This is a genomic window from uncultured Aquimarina sp. (genome assembly GCF_947492115.1).
In the GTDB taxonomy this organism is placed as follows: domain Bacteria; phylum Bacteroidota; class Bacteroidia; order Flavobacteriales; family Flavobacteriaceae; genus Aquimarina.
Genome location: NZ_CANLMM010000002.1, coordinates 136,432 through 154,292, shown reverse-complemented (window position 1 = coordinate 154,292; position 17,861 = coordinate 136,432). Strand labels below are relative to the sequence as shown.

13 protein-coding genes are annotated in these 17,861 nt (G+C 32.8%); 6 read left to right on the top strand and 7 right to left on the bottom strand.

Annotated elements, in window-relative coordinates:
* Window positions 1-67 precede the first annotated feature (67 nt).
* From Q1A73_RS06005 to Q1A73_RS05995, 3 genes are all read right to left on the bottom strand, one after another.
* Window positions 68-805 carry a LytTR family DNA-binding domain-containing protein gene (locus Q1A73_RS06005; protein ID WP_299602916.1) on the bottom strand — a complete coding sequence of 246 codons (738 nt, stop codon included), beginning with the start codon at window positions 803-805 and terminating at the stop codon, window positions 68-70.
* Entirely contained in the window at window positions 802-2,994 is a 2,193-nt protein-coding gene (locus Q1A73_RS06000) for a tetratricopeptide repeat protein (protein WP_299602913.1), read from the bottom strand. Before Q1A73_RS06000 ends, Q1A73_RS06005 begins: the two co-directional genes overlap by 4 nt.
* 99 nt (window positions 2,995-3,093) lie before the next feature.
* Window positions 3,094-4,125, bottom strand: a complete 1,032-nt coding sequence (locus tag Q1A73_RS05995) for a LacI family DNA-binding transcriptional regulator (protein ID WP_299602910.1) — start codon at window positions 4,123-4,125, stop codon at window positions 3,094-3,096.
* Window positions 4,126-4,256: 131 nt separating this feature from the next.
* Between Q1A73_RS05995 and Q1A73_RS05990 the strand changes: the two genes are divergently transcribed.
* The 5 genes from Q1A73_RS05990 (at window position 4,257) to Q1A73_RS05970 (ending at window position 11,682) form a co-directional block, all read left to right on the top strand.
* A complete protein-coding gene (locus Q1A73_RS05990; protein WP_299602908.1) occupies window positions 4,257-6,920 on the top strand; it encodes a TonB-dependent receptor in 2,664 nt (887 codons plus the stop codon).
* An 84-nt stretch (window positions 6,921-7,004) separates the two neighbouring features.
* Complete coding sequence (locus tag Q1A73_RS05985) at window positions 7,005-8,309, top strand: trehalase family glycosidase (RefSeq protein ID WP_299602905.1); 1,305 nt, start codon at window positions 7,005-7,007, stop codon at window positions 8,307-8,309.
* Window positions 8,310-8,335: 26 nt separating this feature from the next.
* The gene (locus Q1A73_RS05980) at window positions 8,336-8,938 is read left to right on the top strand and encodes a GNAT family protein (protein ID WP_299602903.1); all 603 of its coding nucleotides are present in this window, start codon (window positions 8,336-8,338) and stop codon (window positions 8,936-8,938) included.
* A gap of 4 nt (window positions 8,939-8,942) precedes the next feature.
* Window positions 8,943-10,550 carry a sodium:solute symporter gene (locus Q1A73_RS05975; RefSeq protein WP_299602901.1) on the top strand — a complete coding sequence of 536 codons (1,608 nt, stop codon included), beginning with the start codon at window positions 8,943-8,945 and terminating at the stop codon, window positions 10,548-10,550.
* A gap of 10 nt (window positions 10,551-10,560) precedes the next feature.
* Complete coding sequence (locus Q1A73_RS05970) at window positions 10,561-11,682, top strand: glycerate kinase (protein WP_299602899.1); 1,122 nt, start codon at window positions 10,561-10,563, stop codon at window positions 11,680-11,682.
* Window positions 11,683-11,765: 83 nt separating this feature from the next.
* Here the strand turns inward: Q1A73_RS05970 and Q1A73_RS05965 are convergent, their stop codons facing one another.
* Entirely contained in the window at window positions 11,766-12,173 is a 408-nt protein-coding gene (locus Q1A73_RS05965) for a transcriptional repressor (RefSeq protein ID WP_299602897.1), read from the bottom strand.
* Window positions 12,174-12,219: 46 nt separating this feature from the next.
* On the opposite strand from Q1A73_RS05965, the gene Q1A73_RS05960 reads away from it, so the two are divergent.
* The gene (locus Q1A73_RS05960) at window positions 12,220-12,705 is read left to right on the top strand and encodes a MerC domain-containing protein (RefSeq protein ID WP_299602894.1); all 486 of its coding nucleotides are present in this window, start codon (window positions 12,220-12,222) and stop codon (window positions 12,703-12,705) included.
* A gap of 183 nt (window positions 12,706-12,888) precedes the next feature.
* Here the strand turns inward: Q1A73_RS05960 and Q1A73_RS05955 are convergent, their stop codons facing one another.
* The 3 genes from Q1A73_RS05955 to Q1A73_RS05945 all read right to left on the bottom strand — a co-directional run bounded on the left by Q1A73_RS05955 (window position 12,889) and on the right by Q1A73_RS05945 (window position 17,730).
* Complete coding sequence (locus tag Q1A73_RS05955; RefSeq protein ID WP_299602891.1) at window positions 12,889-14,787, bottom strand: glycosyl hydrolase family 28-related protein; 1,899 nt, start codon at window positions 14,785-14,787, stop codon at window positions 12,889-12,891.
* Between the two features lie 724 nt (window positions 14,788-15,511).
* Window positions 15,512-16,015 carry a hypothetical protein gene (locus Q1A73_RS05950; protein ID WP_299602889.1) on the bottom strand — a complete coding sequence of 168 codons (504 nt, stop codon included), beginning with the start codon at window positions 16,013-16,015 and terminating at the stop codon, window positions 15,512-15,514.
* Between the two features lie 320 nt (window positions 16,016-16,335).
* Window positions 16,336-17,730: a sulfatase-like hydrolase/transferase gene (locus Q1A73_RS05945; RefSeq protein WP_299602886.1), complete on the bottom strand. Its 1,395-nt coding sequence runs from the start codon at window positions 17,728-17,730 to the stop codon at window positions 16,336-16,338.
* Window positions 17,731-17,861: the final 131 nt, after the last annotated feature.

The window sequence follows — 17,861 nt, the reverse complement described above, 5'->3', positions numbered from 1 at the left end:
AATCTATTTTCGCTGCTTTAGAATCTATAAGTGTGGATTTTTATAAAAAATCTGTAAATGTGAGGTGTTAACTTTTATTCCAGCGTAAGAATAGCTCTAGGAACTGTTCTTTTTTTCGAGTGGATACTGGTATCTTTTTTCCGTTTTTCAGATAGATAACACCTGACTTATCATATTTGTCGATAAAATTTAAATTAACAATAAATGATTGATGTGGTCTGGTGAAATGAGTTTGCAAAAGACGCTCCTCAAACTCTTTTAACGTTTTAGAAACCACATATTTTTTGTTATTGTTACAATAGAAAGTGGTGTATCCTTTATCTGATTCACAAAACAAAAGTTCTTCTAGATTTATAACTTGAAAGCTATCGTGTAACGAAAGTATAATTTTGGAGTACTCATTTTTTAAAGCATCTTTGGCAATTTTTAACTGTTCTTTTTGGGTATTGATGGGCAGTTTAGTAACTTTCTCTAGTGCTATTTCCAATTCTTCGATGTCAACAGGTTTTAGCAGATAATCTACAGCTCCAAATTTTAAGGCTTGTAATGCATGTTCTTCAAACGCAGTAATAAAAATAACTTTAAATGACAAGTTTTCCGTCTGGGTTAGGAAATCAAAACCAGTGCCGTCTGTAAGGTTAATATCTAGAAAAACCAGTTCTGGCTTACAGGCATTTGCTACAACTACAGCATCTTTTACAGATCCGCATTCTCCAATGACTTCTACAGGTGTTTCGATAAGTTGCAATAGATTTAATAAGCCTTTTCTGATAAATTCTTTATCTTCTATAATTAGTGCTTTCATAAGTCTATTACTGTTTTATAAGGTATAACCAAAATAACGATTGTTCCTTGCTCATTATATTTCTTTCGATCTTCTATCACTACTGAACCTCGTTTTTTGAATTCTTTGGAGAGCATCTTCAATCGTTCAGAGGTTATGGCAGTGGATACTGAATTTTTATGTTGGTTTGTACTTGGTTCTTTTGCATCGATTCCTATCCCATTATCTATAATTTTGCAAATCAAATCTTCATCTTTATACAATATCTCTACTTCAATGATTCTTTTCTCAGGTTGATTCTCAAAAGCATGTTCGATTGCATTTTCTACAAATGGTTGAATTAACATTGGTGGAATTTGAAATTCAGAGGTATCAATGGTGTCCTCAACATGTATACTATATTGGAATAAAGAATTTTCTAGATTTTGAAGCGCCAAATAGTTTTCTACAGCTTTTAATTCTTCTGAAAGGGAGACTGTTTTTTCTCTAGAGTTTTCTAAGATGAGTCTCATTAGTTTAGAAAACTTAGATAGATAAGTAATTGATTTTTTTTCTTCTTTATCCAAAATCATCCCTTGCAAGACAGACAAAGAATTAAAAATAAAATGAGGAGTCATCTGAGATCTTAATAATTTTTGCTCGATTAGGATGTTTTGATTTTTAGCATTTACATGTCTCAATTTCAAAATGAAGATAATACTTCCTAAAACGATGGATATTAATAGGATGATGATAATCGCGATAAAAGAATTTCGTTGCGATTTCTCTAAATCGTTGGTGGTGGTTTTTACAGTTTGCGTAAGCTTGAGTTCTCTTTTTTCAGCGGATTCTAATTCGTTTTTATATTTGTATTCATACTCTATTTCTGTCATCTTCTGAATATTTTCTCTGTTATAAAGACTATCATCGAGTACTTTTAGTTGTTGGTTGCTGATATACGCTTTTTCGTGCTGTTCTAATTCTTTGTTTATTTTGGAAAGTAATTCATAAGCATTTCTTTCATGAATTAAGAATTTATATTTTTGAGATAGTTGAGCTCCTTTTTCGGCATTAGTTAAGGCTAACTTGTATTTTTTCATATAGTAATATACCAGAGACATACCAATGTAAGATTCAGTCAAATCATATTGCTTTTGGCTAATCGTAGTTATTTTCTGTGCTTCCTGAAAATTAGCTAAAGCCTTTGGATAGTTTTTAATTCCTATATAAGCATGTCCTAACCCATTAAGACTAATTGCTAACTGTTCATTATTTTTAATCGTTCTGCTAAATTCAATAACCTCTGTGAAATAAGGGATTGAGTTCGCAAACTCTTTTTTATCAATAAAGATAGCGGCTATATTATTTTTAATAGCATAAATACTTCTGGTATCACTATTACTATTTTTTATTGCCAGTGCCTGGTTGTAAAAATTTAATGCCTTATCATACAATTTCTGTTGCCTATAAATGTTACCAATGTTATTAAAAGACTTGAAAATGCTGCTGTAATCTTTATTTTTTTCGGCAATTTCTAAGGATTTGTTTTGGTATTCTAGGGCAAGAGGGTAATTTCCTTGATCTTGATATACAATGGCAATTGCATTTAAACAAGTAATGATACCATATTGATTCTTGGTATTGGTATATAGCTGCAATGCTTCTTGAAAATTGGTAAGCGCTTCTTCGTTTTTTCCAGTACTGGAAAAAATACTACCAATATTATAAAGATAATTCGCTAGATTTTTTTTCTCACCAAGTTTCTGATCTATTTCTAAAGCTTTTTCAAAATATTCTAAAGCCGGTTGAAGGTTTCCTCTGTAGTTATTTAAAACTCCCATCGCATTATAACAACCCGCTAATCCTCTTAAATCACCTATTGCCGTATATAGTTCTATAGCTTTTTCATAATTTCCAATAGCTATTTGGTAATTACTTCGTTCCATATAGGTGATTCCCTTCATATAAAAACTACGAGCTTTTCCTTTTGTGGATTGTATTTCGTCGGCTAGTTTTCCAGCTAATTCAGCATATTCTAAAGATGTAGTTGGGTTGTTTCGATAGTTATAATAGGCTAGATTATTTAGTATTCTTACACGAATTGTATCTTTTTGAAGATGAATTTTTAATTCATTTTTCAGACTATCAATAACGTTTTGTTGGGCTTGTATGCTTTTTGGAATAGATACAAGCAGTAAAAACAAAAAGATAATCTTGTAATAAGAATACATAAGTTGTAGATCGTAGTTTTTAAAAATCCTTGAAAATAAAAATACACATAATCTAAATAGCATGGTTGATTTACGTCTATTCCAAATAGAAACAGCTTTTTAGGATACACTAAAAGTTGATTCCCGAACGATTAATTCTGTTTTGATTTCGATAGTTTTTTTTACAATAATATCGTTATCATTTTCATTTTCAATTTCCTGAATGAGATATTTTGTTGCCGTTTTTCCAATAGTATTTCCTGGTTGATTTACTGTGGTAAGATTGGGCTTGATTATGGTTGCGTTTCTAGAATTGCTAAAACCAACAACGGCAATATCCTCAGGGATTTTAATATTAAACTTATTCAGAGTTTGTATGACACCAATAGCAGCACTATCCGTTATGGCGAAAATTGCATCGGGTCTTTTTTTAATACTCAATAAAATATTAGCCATTCTTTTTCCTTGTGTTAAAGAGATGTCATCAACACTAATGATTATTTTTTCATCAACTTCTATTTGATGTTCTTTTAAAGCTCTTAAATATCCTGCATATCTTTTTTCTGAAGTATATGAGAATTCTCTTTCTTTAATGATTGCAATTCTTTTCTTACCTATATTAATGAGATGTTCCACAGCATTAAAAGCAGCTTCTTCATCATTGATGGTAATCTGAGTACAAGGAATTTTATCAGAGACTTTATCGAATAAAATAAGTGGAAGTGTATCTATAATAGGTAAGATATTTCCAATATCTCTGGTCATTTTTGTTAAAGACGCTAATATACCATCTACGCCAAACTGTATCATGGTATGGAACATTTCATTTTGTTTATTGACATCATCGTTGGATTCTGAGATAATAACACGGTATCCTTGTAATGAAGCTTGTTCTAGAATACCTCTAACGATTGTTGCAGTAAAATAATGAGTAATGTTAGGTACAATTACACCAATGATATTTGATTTATGTTTTCTAAATCCTTTAGCGAAAATGTTAGGGATGTAGTTTTTGGATTGTGCAAGCTGTTTCACTTTGACTTTAGTTTCTTCACTTATATCAGGATGGTCATTTAGCGCTCTAGAAACTGTAGAAATGGAGAGGTTTAAAGCCTGCGCTAACATTTTCATGGTGGTGATTTCTTTTTTCATAATGTGGAATTCATGGAATCAAAATGCAAACGTTTGCGAAAACGTTTGCATACAAAAATGATAATTTTTTAGTCTTTTTTATAAGATTATAGCAATAAATTTAAATCATATTTCACATAAACACATTTATAATGAAAAAAGCTATCACTTTATTACTGTGTGCATTTAGCACAATAGTAGTATTCTCGCAAACAGAGATTTCAGGAACTGTTACAGATAACGCAGGTGTGCCTCTTTTAGGAGCGAACATCACTATTTTAGATAGTAATTCAGGAACTGTATCAGATTTTGATGGAAAATTCAGTTTTTCTACAAATCTTACCGGTTCAAAGAAAATACAGGTTTCTTTTTTGGGGTTTAAAACCTATACAGAATCCATTGAGCTTAATGGAACACCAATAATACTTCAAATTACCTTACAAGAGGGTAATACCCTAGATGAAGTTGTACTTACTGCCTCTTCTACGTTTAGATCACAAAAGCAGGCACCTTTATCCATTAGCTCTAAAGGAATAGAAGAAATCACAAAGTTATCAGCCAATAGCCAGGCAGATATCTTAAGAGATGTACCAGGTATTACTGCAGAAGGTGGAGGAGGAGAAACCGCGACGAACTTATTCGTAAGAGGACTTCCTTCTGGAGGTCAGTATGTATTTAATCCATTGCAGTATGATGGAATGCCACTAATCAGCACCTTTGGTTTAAATTCTTCCGCACATGATGTATATGCTAGACCTGATATCGGTTTCAAAGGAGTAGAATTTGTACGTGGTGGTGCTGCCGTACTATACGGTGCTGGATCGGTTGCTGGTATTATAAACTATACAAGTAAAACAGGGGATACGAATGATGAAACTTTAATTAATGTTGAATATGGAAATAGGGGAAGACTAAAAACAGACTTTTATACTGGAGGAAGATTAGGTGGAGAAGATTCTAATACTTATTACGCCTTTACAGGTTTTGTAAGAAAAGATAATGGTCCTATTGAAACTGGATTGGATACCAGAGGAGTGCAGTTTAGAGCGAATATTAAAAAGAAATTTAATAATGGTTCTTTTACAGTGCATGGACAATTTATCAATGATAGAGCACAGTTCTTTTTACCATTGCCGCTACAAGGAGGATCTAGAGAGCGTATTAGAGGAAATGACGGAGATGAAGTAGAACAACTTTTATCAGGAGAACTAGCGAATACTTCTTTTCTAACACCAGGAGGCGTATATCAAAGTCCTATCGATGATGGTGTTTTTACTCGCGGAGGATATCTTTTAGCAGATTTTAATTATAACCTAACCGATAATTTGAAGTTTAAAGCGAAAGCAAAGTATGCTAATTATCAGCACAATTTTGCTTTATATGTAGGAGGTAATGGTAATTTCGGAAATCCAATCACATTGGATAATTATGTGGCTGAAGTTGCTCCTGGCAACACAGGTTTTGATGCTACTTATCAAGGTGGATCTGGAGAGCAGATTAATGGAACCGATTTGGTGGTAGAAAACCTACACGTAGATCGTTTACGACCGATGACCGATTATTCAGGAGAAGCAAACTTAATACTGAAATCAGGCGATGGAAATCATACTTTTACATTAGGTACTTTTCTGGGAAGAACGGAAGCCGAAGATGTGAATTTTCAATACAGAGTACTTTCTGAATTTAATAATAATCCACGATTGGTAAATTTAAGTTATACCGAAGCAGGAGGAGGTAATGTGATTTATTCTGATGGAGGGTTGTATAACAGAATAGGTATGACTGCCAATAATTTTCTAACTCAAAGTAGAACTGCTTTTTATTTTACTGATGAAATGGTATTTGATAAATGGCGTTTTGATGTTGGACTTCGTATCGAAAATACAAAAGGTACTTTTAGAAGAGGAGGATTAGAAGAAACACAGGTATACGAGGATCCTGAGTTAACAGCAGATTTACAAAATGTAAGTTTTGCAGATGGTAGTTTTACAACTGGTGAAATTGATGATACAGCTTGGGCGATTTCTTTAGCTGGATTATATGAGTTGACAGAATCTACTAATCTGTATGCGAATTTTTCTAGAGGATTCTTCTTTCCACAGCAAAGAGGTTTTGCACCTACACCAGGTATTAGAGATACGAATTATGAAGCAGAAACTATTATTCAAGGAGAGTTAGGAGCTAAGTTTGGAACAGGCGCTTTTTCTGGTTCGGTAGCTGGTTACTTTGTCAACCTCAGTGATCGTATCAGAATTGATCAAGCCATATCTGGAGGACAATTAGTAGACCAAGCCAGAAGTGAACAAACAACGAGGACTTTTGGATTAGAAGCTACAGGGCAATACCGATTAATAGATGATCTTACTATTAATGCGACACTTACCTATCAGAATCATGAGATTACTAAAAATGAAACAACAGACTTAGTAAATAATACTACATCTACTATTAATGAAGGAAATGAAATCGGTAGACAACCTAACTTTTTAGGAAGTTTGGGAGTCAATTATGATAATTCCAAGATTGACGCCAATTTTACCTTAAATCATACGGGTGCTAAATTTACCGATGATTCTAATAACGTAGAACTAGATGCTATTTCTATAGTAAGAATTGGAGGAGGGTATACTTTCGAAACGCAAAATTCGAACTCTATAAGAGTTGGACTTTCTGTATTTAATTTGTTCGATAGTGATGGACTGACTGAAGGTAATCCTAGAGCGGGAATAGCTGGGCAATCGGCAGATGGGGAATTTTTCTTTGGAAGGCCTATTCTACCACGTAGATTTTTCCTAACCGCTACCTATAGTTTTTAAACCATTTAATGAATTTATGATAACTAAGACATCACTTGTAGCTCACTGCAAGTGATGCACTTTTATTAATCCACAAGAATTGTTATGAAACCATTAGAGAAAAAAGCAATTGAAGTTTTGAACAAAAACTGGAAAGGTAACTTTAGTATACCATGCGAGAATTTATATCCTTTTCAGTGGTTTTGGGATTCCGGTTTAATTGCAATTGGCTTTGCGCATTTTGATATGTCCAAAGCGGAAAAAGAAATTTTTACATTACTAGACGCGCAGTGGGATAATGGTTTTATTCCGCATATCGTTTTTCATAGTGAAACGGATTCGTATTTTCCTGGAGCTGATTTTCATCACTCAAGTTTGCATCCACAAGCATCCAAAAAATATAAAACCACAGGGATGACCCAACCTCCGGTAACAGGATTTGTATTGGAGGAATTATATAGAATTAGTTCTGATAAAGAAGCGACTCTTAATTTTATAAAGACGGTTATTGATAAAGTATATTTTAATCATGAATATTTTTATAATAACAGAGATCCTAAAGATGAAGGATTAATTTATATATACCATAATTGGGAATCAGGAACAGATAATTCTCCGATCTGGGATGATATTTGGGAGACTATGAATCCTCCAGAGTACACTTTTGAAAGAAGAGACACTACACATGTAGATGCATCACAAAGACCTTCGAAGAGAGAATATGATCACTATTTACATATTATAGAAATAGCAAAAGAGCATAACTATAATGACCAAAAAATTGCAGAGCTATCGCCATTTTTGGTACAGGATCCACTATTCAATGCTTTATTAATAAAATCTAATGAGTCCTTAATTAAGTTATATCATCTTATAGAGAATAATGAGGAAAAAATTAAACAATTACATAACTGGCAGAGCAAGGCGATACATTCATTCAATACAAAATTATTTGATGAAGAAGTTGGGGCATATATACATTATGATCTAAGGAATGAAAAGCCTCTTAAATATTTGTCTTCATCGTCATTCTCACCTCTGTTTGCAGGTATTCCGAATAAGCAAAGAGCTACTTCTATGATCAAGTTAATGCTGGATAAATTTGGAGGTGATCATCAATATTTATGCGCTTCTTTTGATCCCACTAGTGATCGGTTTAATCCTAAGAAATATTGGAGAGGACCTGTGTGGATAAATCTAAATTGGATGTTATATCGTGGGGTATCAGAATATGAATATGTTGATGTTGCGGAGCGTATCAAAAAGGATAGCATTGAAATCATAGAAAAGAATGGATTCTATGAATATTTTGATTCTAGAAAAGAAATCCATGAAAAAGAAAATGCAGGATATGGCGGTAACAATTTTTCTTGGAGCGCGGCATTGCTTATTGATTTAATTCGTTCGTAAAGATCATTGAAATTAAAAATGGGAAAATGTTAGATTTTTCAAAAGACTATATACTAGAAAATGATACGGTAAGATTGTCTCCGTTACAAAAGAAACATGTAAAGGAGCTTTCTGTGCAATCAAACGATCCTGATATCTGGACTTATTTGTTAGAAAAAGGAAGAAGTTTTGAGCAATTAGAAGTATATGTTTCTCAGGCTTTAGAGAATAGAAAGGTCTCAAAAGAGTATCCGTTTATAGTATATGATAAAATCCAAGGTAGATCGGCAGGAACAACTAGATTGTATGATTATTCCGAACAGTTAAAGATCATCAAATTGGGGCATACATGGTATGGTAAAGATTTTAGAGGGACTACGGTAAATAAGAACAGTAAGTATCTGTTACTAGAATTTATTTTTGAAAATTTAGAAGTAGAGCGTGTTGGATTTGGTGTGCATGAAGAAAATCAAGTAAGCCTATCTGCATTAAAAAGTTTAGGTTGCATAGAAGAAGGGGTGTTACGAAATTTTATCCCTTCTTTAGACGGAACAGGAAGAACTGATATTGTTTTATTGAGTATTTTGAAAAGTGAATGGATGCATTCTATAAAACCTGAATTACGTAAGAAGTTAAATATAAAAGCATAAACTTATGAATTATATAGATTACATCATTATAGTTGTTTATTTACTGGCTTTTTTGGGAATAGGATACTTTTTTAAGGAAAATAAGAATTCTAAGGATTACTTTCTAGGAGGACAATCCATGAGTTGGTTTCCTCTTAGTTTGTCTACGATGGCCACACAGTTGTCCGCCATTAGTTTTATTTCTGCGCCAGCATTTGTGGGTTTAAAAGAAGGAGGAGGATTGCAATGGTTAACATATGAGTTTGGAGTTCCATTAGCAATGGCTTTTTTGTTGGTTGCTATCATCCCTTCATTATATAATTCTGGTATTGTTAGCGTTTATGAATTTTTAGAAAAACGTTTTGATGCTTCATCCAGATTGTTAATAAGTTTTGTATTTCAGATAAGCAGGTCAGTCGCAACTGGTGTTATGGTGTATACCATGGCACTTATCTTACAGGCTACGATAGGGATTGATTTCTGGATTTCTGTATTGTTAATTGGTATCATAACAATGATTTATTCGTTTCAAGGAGGAATGAAAGCTGTGATTTGGGGAGATGTCATACAGATGTGTATTTTGTTTTTTGGGATCATTGTTTGTTTAATATATGGTATAAGCGAATTAGGAGGTTTCGAAAACTTCTTAACTCATGTCGATAAGGATAGGCTAACTGCAGTTGACTTCTCGAAATGGGGTTTCAATAATGCCGATAAAAATGACGAATTTGGTTTTTGGCCTATGGTGATAGGAGGGATCTTTTTATATGCTTCTTATTATGGGACAGACCAAACACAATCTCAGCGATTACTATCTGCTAAAGGGATGCCTACTATAAAAAGATTATTATTGGCTAATGGATTACTTCGGTTTCCAGTTACACTTACGTATTGCTTAATGGGATTGGTTCTAGGAACTTTATTGATCCAAGATATAGGTTTTCAGGAGCTAATGGATGTTGTCTATCAAGATAACATCAGTAGTTTAGAAGGGAAGCGTGCAGATCTAATGGTACCAGTATTTATTATAAAATATCTTCCTAATGGTATTATAGGAATTCTAATTGTGGCCATTATGTCTGCAGCCATGTCATCTTTAAGTTCTACTGTAAATTCATTATCGGCAGTCACTTTAGAAGACTTTATAAAAAGGTTTAAGCCAGATATGCCAGATAAGAAATATGTTACGTATTCTAGATTGCTCTCAGTTTTCTGGGGATTGGTATGCTTGTTTTTTGCATTTTTTGCTGGAAACATTGAAGGTACGGTAATCGAAGTGATTAATAAGATTAGTTCTATATTCTATGGACCTATTTTGGCAGCATTTATATTAGCAATTCTTACGAAAAAGACGCACGCAATTGGAGCTAATATTGGTATTGTAGCAGGGGTGCTTTTTAATATGTTGCTGTGGTTATATGTGCCTGAAGTATTTTGGTTTTGGTGGAATGCGATAGGTTGTATTGTTACTATCGTTGTTGGATATACTTTAAGCTTGGTGATAAATGGAACCCAAAAAGAAGGTTTAAAGGTTGTATTCTACAAAGAAGGGAAACGTGAAGTTATCATACTTTTAGTGTATTTTGTAATTATATGTCTTTTAGCATTATCTATTGTTAAGATTTTAAGCTAATTTGTTTACTATGAAGATAGTTTTAGCACCAGATAAATTTAAAAATTCACTAACAGCTATGGAATTTTGCTTGGCTGTAGAAAGAGGTATTAAATCAGTTAAATCAGATGTAGATATTGTAAAATTACCATTAGCTGACGGCGGAGATGGCACGATAGAGGTGGTGAACTATTATTTAAACGGAGAAACGGTAACCATAGAAGTAAATGATCCTTTTTTTAAGCCTATAAAAGCATCCTATTTATATTCAGAAACTAGCCAAACTGCATTTATCGAAATGGCAGAAGCTTCAGGAATGAAGTTATTGAAAGAAGAACAGTTTGATTGTAAAAATGCAACGACTTATGGTACTGGAGAAATGATTTTAGATGTCATAAATAAAGGAGCGACTAAGGTGATTTTAGGATTAGGAGGCAGTGCTACAAATGATTGCGGTATTGGTATGGCGGCTGCTCTTGGATATCAATTTTTAGATAAAAAGAATCAACCACTACAACCAATTGGAGCGAATTTATCTAAAATAGCATCGATCAATACAGATGGGGTTACACCTAAATTAAGTCACGTACAATTTCAGATTGCTTGTGATGTAACAAATCCATTGTATGGAAAAAATGGAGCCGCATTTACTTATGCTGCGCAAAAAGGAGCAAATTCACAGGATATTGAAATGTTAGATAAAGGATTACAAGACTTTTCGGTAGTGTTACGTGCTGTTTTTAATGTAGAACCACAATCTGTACAAGGAGCTGGTGCCGCTGGTGGAATGGGAATTGCGTCTAAAGTATTTTTAAAAGGAACCTTAGAACCTGGTATTGAGTTAATCAAAAAACTTGCAGGATTTAATGAAAAAATAGAGGATGCAGATTGGATCATTTCTGGAGAAGGGAAGTTAGATGATCAAACACTATTAGGTAAAACAATTCAAGGAGTTACTACGGCAGCAAAAGATAAAAATATTAAAGTAGCAGTTTTTTGTGGCATAATTGAACTAAATGAAGATAATGTCACCAATTTCAATATTTCGTATGTAGATGAAGTCATAAAATATGCTACAGGAATAAAAGATGCAATGAGTAATGCAGATCACTATTTAGAAGAAATCGCTAAAAAGTTTATGAGTAAATTTTAGGAAGATAGAAGAAACCGTACTCTTTTATAAAGAAGTCTGTTGGTGATTTTTATATAGGTACTTAGTTGAATATTTATTCAATGTTAGGGAATACAATTTTTACACTTACCTGTTAAGAGTAAGGCTGCAGATTCTATATTGTACTTATAAACTTCAGGAATGGAAATACTAATGGGCAAACACTCAGTTTTACCACATTCATTACATTGAAAATGTGGATGAATATCCGAAGGATTTGTATGTGAGCAATGAGTCAATGCATACCATCTAAGTCCATCTTTTCCAATAAAGGAATGCAAAGTACCTTCAATTTCTAGACGATCTAGAATGCGGTATACAGTGGATTTATTCATTTCGGTTTTGAATTGCTCCACCAATGCTATCGTAGAGATAGCAGTTTCGCACTGATCAAAAGCGTGAAGTAATCTATTCACAGATTTAGTTTTTCTAACTACTCCCATAGAAACAAATTTATCGCAACTAAGTTGCACTAGCAAATTTTTTTTGATTACTTTTGCGACTTGGTTGCAATAATGTATGTTTGATTTGTGTGCATTCGCAGCTGAAAAGTCAACTTTTAAAGATATTCTTTGGACTTATTTATATATGTATCGAATCGAAAAAATAAACTATTCCGACTGGCTTGGAGTTACGACAAGTAGTCTTTGTGCAGTGCATTGTACATTAACTCCTTTGTTTTTTGCTACCAGACCAATTTTGGAGAGTACACTCGATAAGCATGGTCATGGAGCCGGTTTCTGGACATTACTGGATTATCTTTTTTTAGGGTTAAGTTTAATAGCGGTTTGGTATTCTGCTAGGAATACCACTCATAGAGTAATTAAATGGATTTTTTGGGCAGCATGGAGTGTTTTTACAATTGGACTTCTATCCGAGCTTTTCCATATATCATACGGAAAATGGTTGATGTATGTTGGATCTTTTACATTAATAGGAATGCATTTGTATAATCTTTTTAATGTTAAAAAAGTAAAGCATGAAAGTACTTCCAAAAAGTTGTAGCCCCTCTAGTATTGTCAATAAATACAGACAAGTTACATTTATTATAATTTTTAAATTCCTGAGTGTTTAAAATTCTAAACACTCAGGAATTTAGTTTTTATGGTATGTCGATTATGTTTACTCTTACCTTATTTAGTATGATAAATCAAGCTTTGCAGATACCTTTAATTCTTTTAGATCATTTTATTCTTTGATAAATAATGAACTTTTACCTGATACTTTAATTAAATATTGACCTGATGGTAATTCCGAGAGCTCTAACCTTTCCTCTTCATCAGATGCTATTATTGATTTTCTCTTTTTTCCTGAAAGATCATACACGATTATAGATTCTCCAGATTTTACTCCAGAAATAGTTAAAAAGTCGCTAGTAGGATTTGGAAAAATCGTTAAGTTTAAACTCTGAGTAAATCTTTTTTCACATTCTAATTCTAGAATTAATTTTGGAGGATTGGTATTTTCCTTTGAAGAAAAGGAAACGTCGTTTCCACCTTTTTGTTTTATAATAAGAGATATAGTCTTTCCTGGGGTGATATTGGATAGCGTCCATTGGTAGGACTTTTTTAATTTATAAAGCGTATTAAGAGACCCCAATTTTGTTTTTATATTCGGTTTATTAGTAGTAGAAAGAGTTGTTTCTTTCCAATTGTTTGAATCTCCTTGATAGACTTCGATCAATCCATTTCCACTATCCGAGGATACAGTAAGCTCTAGTTTAGCGCTTTTTACCTTTTGTTTTGTAGAAGAAGGAAACGAAAACTTAAGATAGGAAACTCTTCTACTATCTTCTACTCGAAGTTCTCTCTTGTTATATCGAGCAGTGCCTTGGAGATAAGCGTCTTCTGAAGCTTTTAAAACTAAAGCATTATTGCAATCTTCTTCTTCATTCTCATCTCCGTCAGTATTATCTCCATCAGAATCATCTAATACTATAGGATAAAAAGTATCACCGATTGGAGCTTGGTTTCGTAATAATCGTGGTTCTGAATACTGATCAAAAACGAACACTTTATCATCACCGCTAAAGCGTTCTGAATTTCCTCTTCCACGGGTTATATTATTAAAAACTATATTGTTTGGGCCTGGTTTTTTATGTCCATATTTTGATCCACCAGAGGCAAAAGCTGCCCATGATCTCCATCTTAAACTGGTAATCGTATTGTTTTCTACCAGATTATAACCCTTGTCACCATTATGAAAATTAACATCTACTTCTATCTTACATTGAGTTACTACATTATACTTAGCATTTTGCTGAATAGTAAAATGTCTAATCCTTCTTACTTTCTCGTAGGCAAAAAGGTTATAATCTCCACGGATATCATAGTATCCATTACCTCCACCACCTTTATTGTAACAGGCGTCTATAGTATTATTTCTGCAGGTGATGTGATTTCCCCATATCTCTAGAGGATCTGAGCCAGAATTTTTAAACGTACAATTATCGATCCAGCAGTTTTTGGATTTGCGGGTCATTCGAACAAAAGAAACGTACATGTTTTTTTCTCCTGCGGGATCATTACTAAAACAACGACTCCCACAATAACGATTAAGATCTACATTGCGATCATCGAAAAGTGTTATGGATTTAGGAGGTATATATTCGAAAGTTAAATCCTCTAAACCAGATTTTTGGATATTATCGAATGTGAATACTTGCTCATCATTGTCACGTCTTGATCTAATGGTAACTTCTAGTAATACTTCATTTTTGTTTTCACCTCTTAATATTACATTTGATTTTAGATGTATTGGACGATCTATTGAATAAGTTCCCTTTTTTAATAAAATAACACTGGGCGTTCCATTAGTCTCTATATCATCAATAGCGTCTTGGATGCCTTCAGAATCTGTTGGAGTCAATAAAATCTTTATGGGTAATGTATTTCTTAGTGGAATTCCACCCTCAACACCCGCTTTTTGCCATTCTCGCATAAACGGATATTTTGGATCATTTCTGGAGTCATCGAATGTAACCGCAGGATCTCCGATAGATTTTTGGCTATAAATTTTTACAGTCGGTAGAATTAGTATTATGATGGCACATGCCAACATAACATAATGGAGATTAGTTTTTTTCATGAGTTAAGTTTTTAAATGTTTAAGTGTAGTAATTTTTGTTTCTCTTTCTATTGTTACTTATGGTATAAGAAAAACAGAGAAATGAAACAATGGTATTCGTAAGTTGTTTTACTACTTTTTATATAGTACAAACAAGTAGTTAACATCAGTACAGATATATTATTCAAAGACTTTTTTGAATATCAAGATGTAGAAAATAATTAATACCGTTTCTAAGATATAATGTCTGGAAAAAGTAAACTTCTAAAAATTAGAAGTCTGTAAAAATAATTCTTAAAATAATAAGCAGAAACGAAGATGGTCTGTTAATTGGGCAGTATCGTTTATATTCTATTGATATCAATCAAGTAGAAGATTTATATCATTTTATTGGATCATAAGCGTCTTGATGCGAATTATAATAAGAGTACTTTTTGATGTGAAATTTTTTGCGAGTTAAGTTCATTTTTTCGAATTTAAGAAGGTTAATAGGTTGGGAGGGAACCAATTTTTGATAGGTTTAAAATTAGTGTATTTGCCTTTTTATCAAATACATAAAATTATCCATCACTTGTTCTTTTTTAACCTCTTGTTTTTTATCTCTTAGAATGTAATGAAGATATGGTGTTCTAAATGTTTAGAATGAACTTATAAAATAATTAACGATTGAAACATGTTAATCGGGGAATGTAAGCGAATGATTTAAATTCCTGAGCATTTTCCGCTCAGGAATTACTGTGAGTCTTTATAACGCTTCTTGTATGTCTATAAGTAAAGAATAAGAAGGTACATAGTTTTGAACTTTTTCAAAATTTATAGTAGTTTTTAGTTTCTTTTGAACTAATACGTTTTTGAAATAGCCTTTGCAGCTCCCATTTTCTGAAGTCTCTGTATAATTGGTTCCATAAATAACATCTACTCTGTGAATTCCTTCAGGGATGTTTTTTACTTTATGGAATTGAGAAGGCTTTAAGTGAACTGTTCTAATCGTTTCTGATGTTTTTGTGTTTACAATATAAATAAGAGCTTCAGTAATGTCATTGGTTTTGATTTTTAGGTAATTATCTAAGCCTTTATCATATTTTGATTGTTTATTAATACAGGTAGGTTCTGGATCAGATAAAGTGATGTTGTTTGCTATCTCGTTACCAATAGTTACACTATTAAATGCTAGTATTGCACATAAAAATGGTAACAGAAGTAAGGCTTTAATTTTTTTGATGGTTAGTTGATTACTTTTTTTAATCATGATTACATTTTTTAATTAATAAATAAATGGAGTAAATAATCGGACCAAAGATTTTACTAATGAAAAATAACTCCTCGTTAAACTAAATCCTTAGTTCTAAAAGACAAATATAACTAAATTTTTAGTTTGAACTAATTTTTTAGTTTAAAAAAATGAGCGATAATGTATTTTCGTAAATATTTTAATTGCTTATCTGAGGATAGGAGCAGCGTGAGATATAAACCTCCGTTAAGCTTATAAATAAAAAATCCATACTAGAATTAGTATGGATTTTATTTGGAGATATAAAGTATTGTTGGGAAAAATCGGTATTTGGTTCTTTAATCATTCGAACTTCCATTTCGATATTTATCCATACGATCGATATCATATTTTTCGAACTTTCTTTTTAGTAACCACAAGGGACGTTCTAGTGTTAGTTCCCATTCAAATATTTTTTTGAACATTGTTTTTACTTTTTCAGGGTAAACATTCACTAGATTCTTTTGTTCTGAGATATCATTAGATAGATCGTAGAGTTCTGCCAATCTATCGGGATATCGAATCAGTTTAAAATCACCTTCTCTTAATACAGCTCTAACATCTTTTTTCCAGTATAATTCTTTATGAGGTCTAGCTGTTTCCTTTTCATTTATAACAAAAGGAAGTAGATCAACGCCATCAATATCAGTAAGGTCTTTAATATTTCCTCCACCTGCTTTATAAAAGGTAGGTAATAAATCTAAAGTACTAACAGGATAATGATAGTGCTTGCCTCTTTTAATTTTATCTGGCCAGCTTAAAACAAAAGGTACTCTTAAACCTCCTTCTAAGTGATTTGATTTTGTCCCACTTAATGGCCTGTTATCAGAAGCATTTTTGTCGGTAGGTCCACCGTTATCATTAGAAAATACTACAATGGTATTTTGATCTAAACCAAGTTCCTTTAGTTTATCCAAAACTCTACCACAGGCTCTATCCATAGCTAGTGTCATTGCAGCAAGTTCCTTTCTTTTTCCGGTAAGATTAGGAAATTTTGCTAAGTCTCCTTTTGTTGCTTCCATTGGTGTATGTACAGCATTAAAAGATAACATCACGAAAAAGGGCTTATTTTTGTTAGCCTCAATAAAGTTTATAGTTTCATCTGCCAAAGCATCTGTTACATAGGTTTGAGGTTCTTCATAACTTCTAAAACCACGTTCTATTTTTTTGTCGTGATGAATGCCAGCTAAATTATCATATTTGAAATAGCTCCGGTCTCCACCTCTAAAACCATAGAACACATCGAATCCTCTTTTTAATGGATGATATCGATCTGCATCTCCTAGATGCCATTTTCCAAATAACGCATTGGTATATCCAAGTCTTTTCAAATAATCTGCCATGGTTACTTGATCCAAAGGTAATCCCATGTCGTCACCTAATAAAGCAGAGTTTTCGCTCATATATCCTGGCACGTTGATTTCTTCATATCCAAATCTTTGTTGATATTTCCCAGTGATAAGACCAGCTCTAGAAGGTCCACAAGTAGCGTCGGTTACATACCCTTGAGAAAAAACAACTCCTTTTTTTGCCAGTTTATCTAAGTTTGGTGTTTTCATGACCTTACTCCCTTGAAAACCAAAATCAGCGTACCCAGCGTCATCTGCAAAAAATAATATGATGTTTGGTTTTTTTTGCGCTTCGATCAATTGTATCGATAAAATGGCAATTAAAAAAAAGAACTTGTACTTCATGTAGCAATTATTAAATTTTGAAATTTACAACGTTTTTTGGTTTTGGTGATATGTAAAATGTTAACTTAAAAAAGTTCGACATAGCTTGTGTATAACCTGAAAGCTGTTGATTTTAGTATTTTTACAATTAT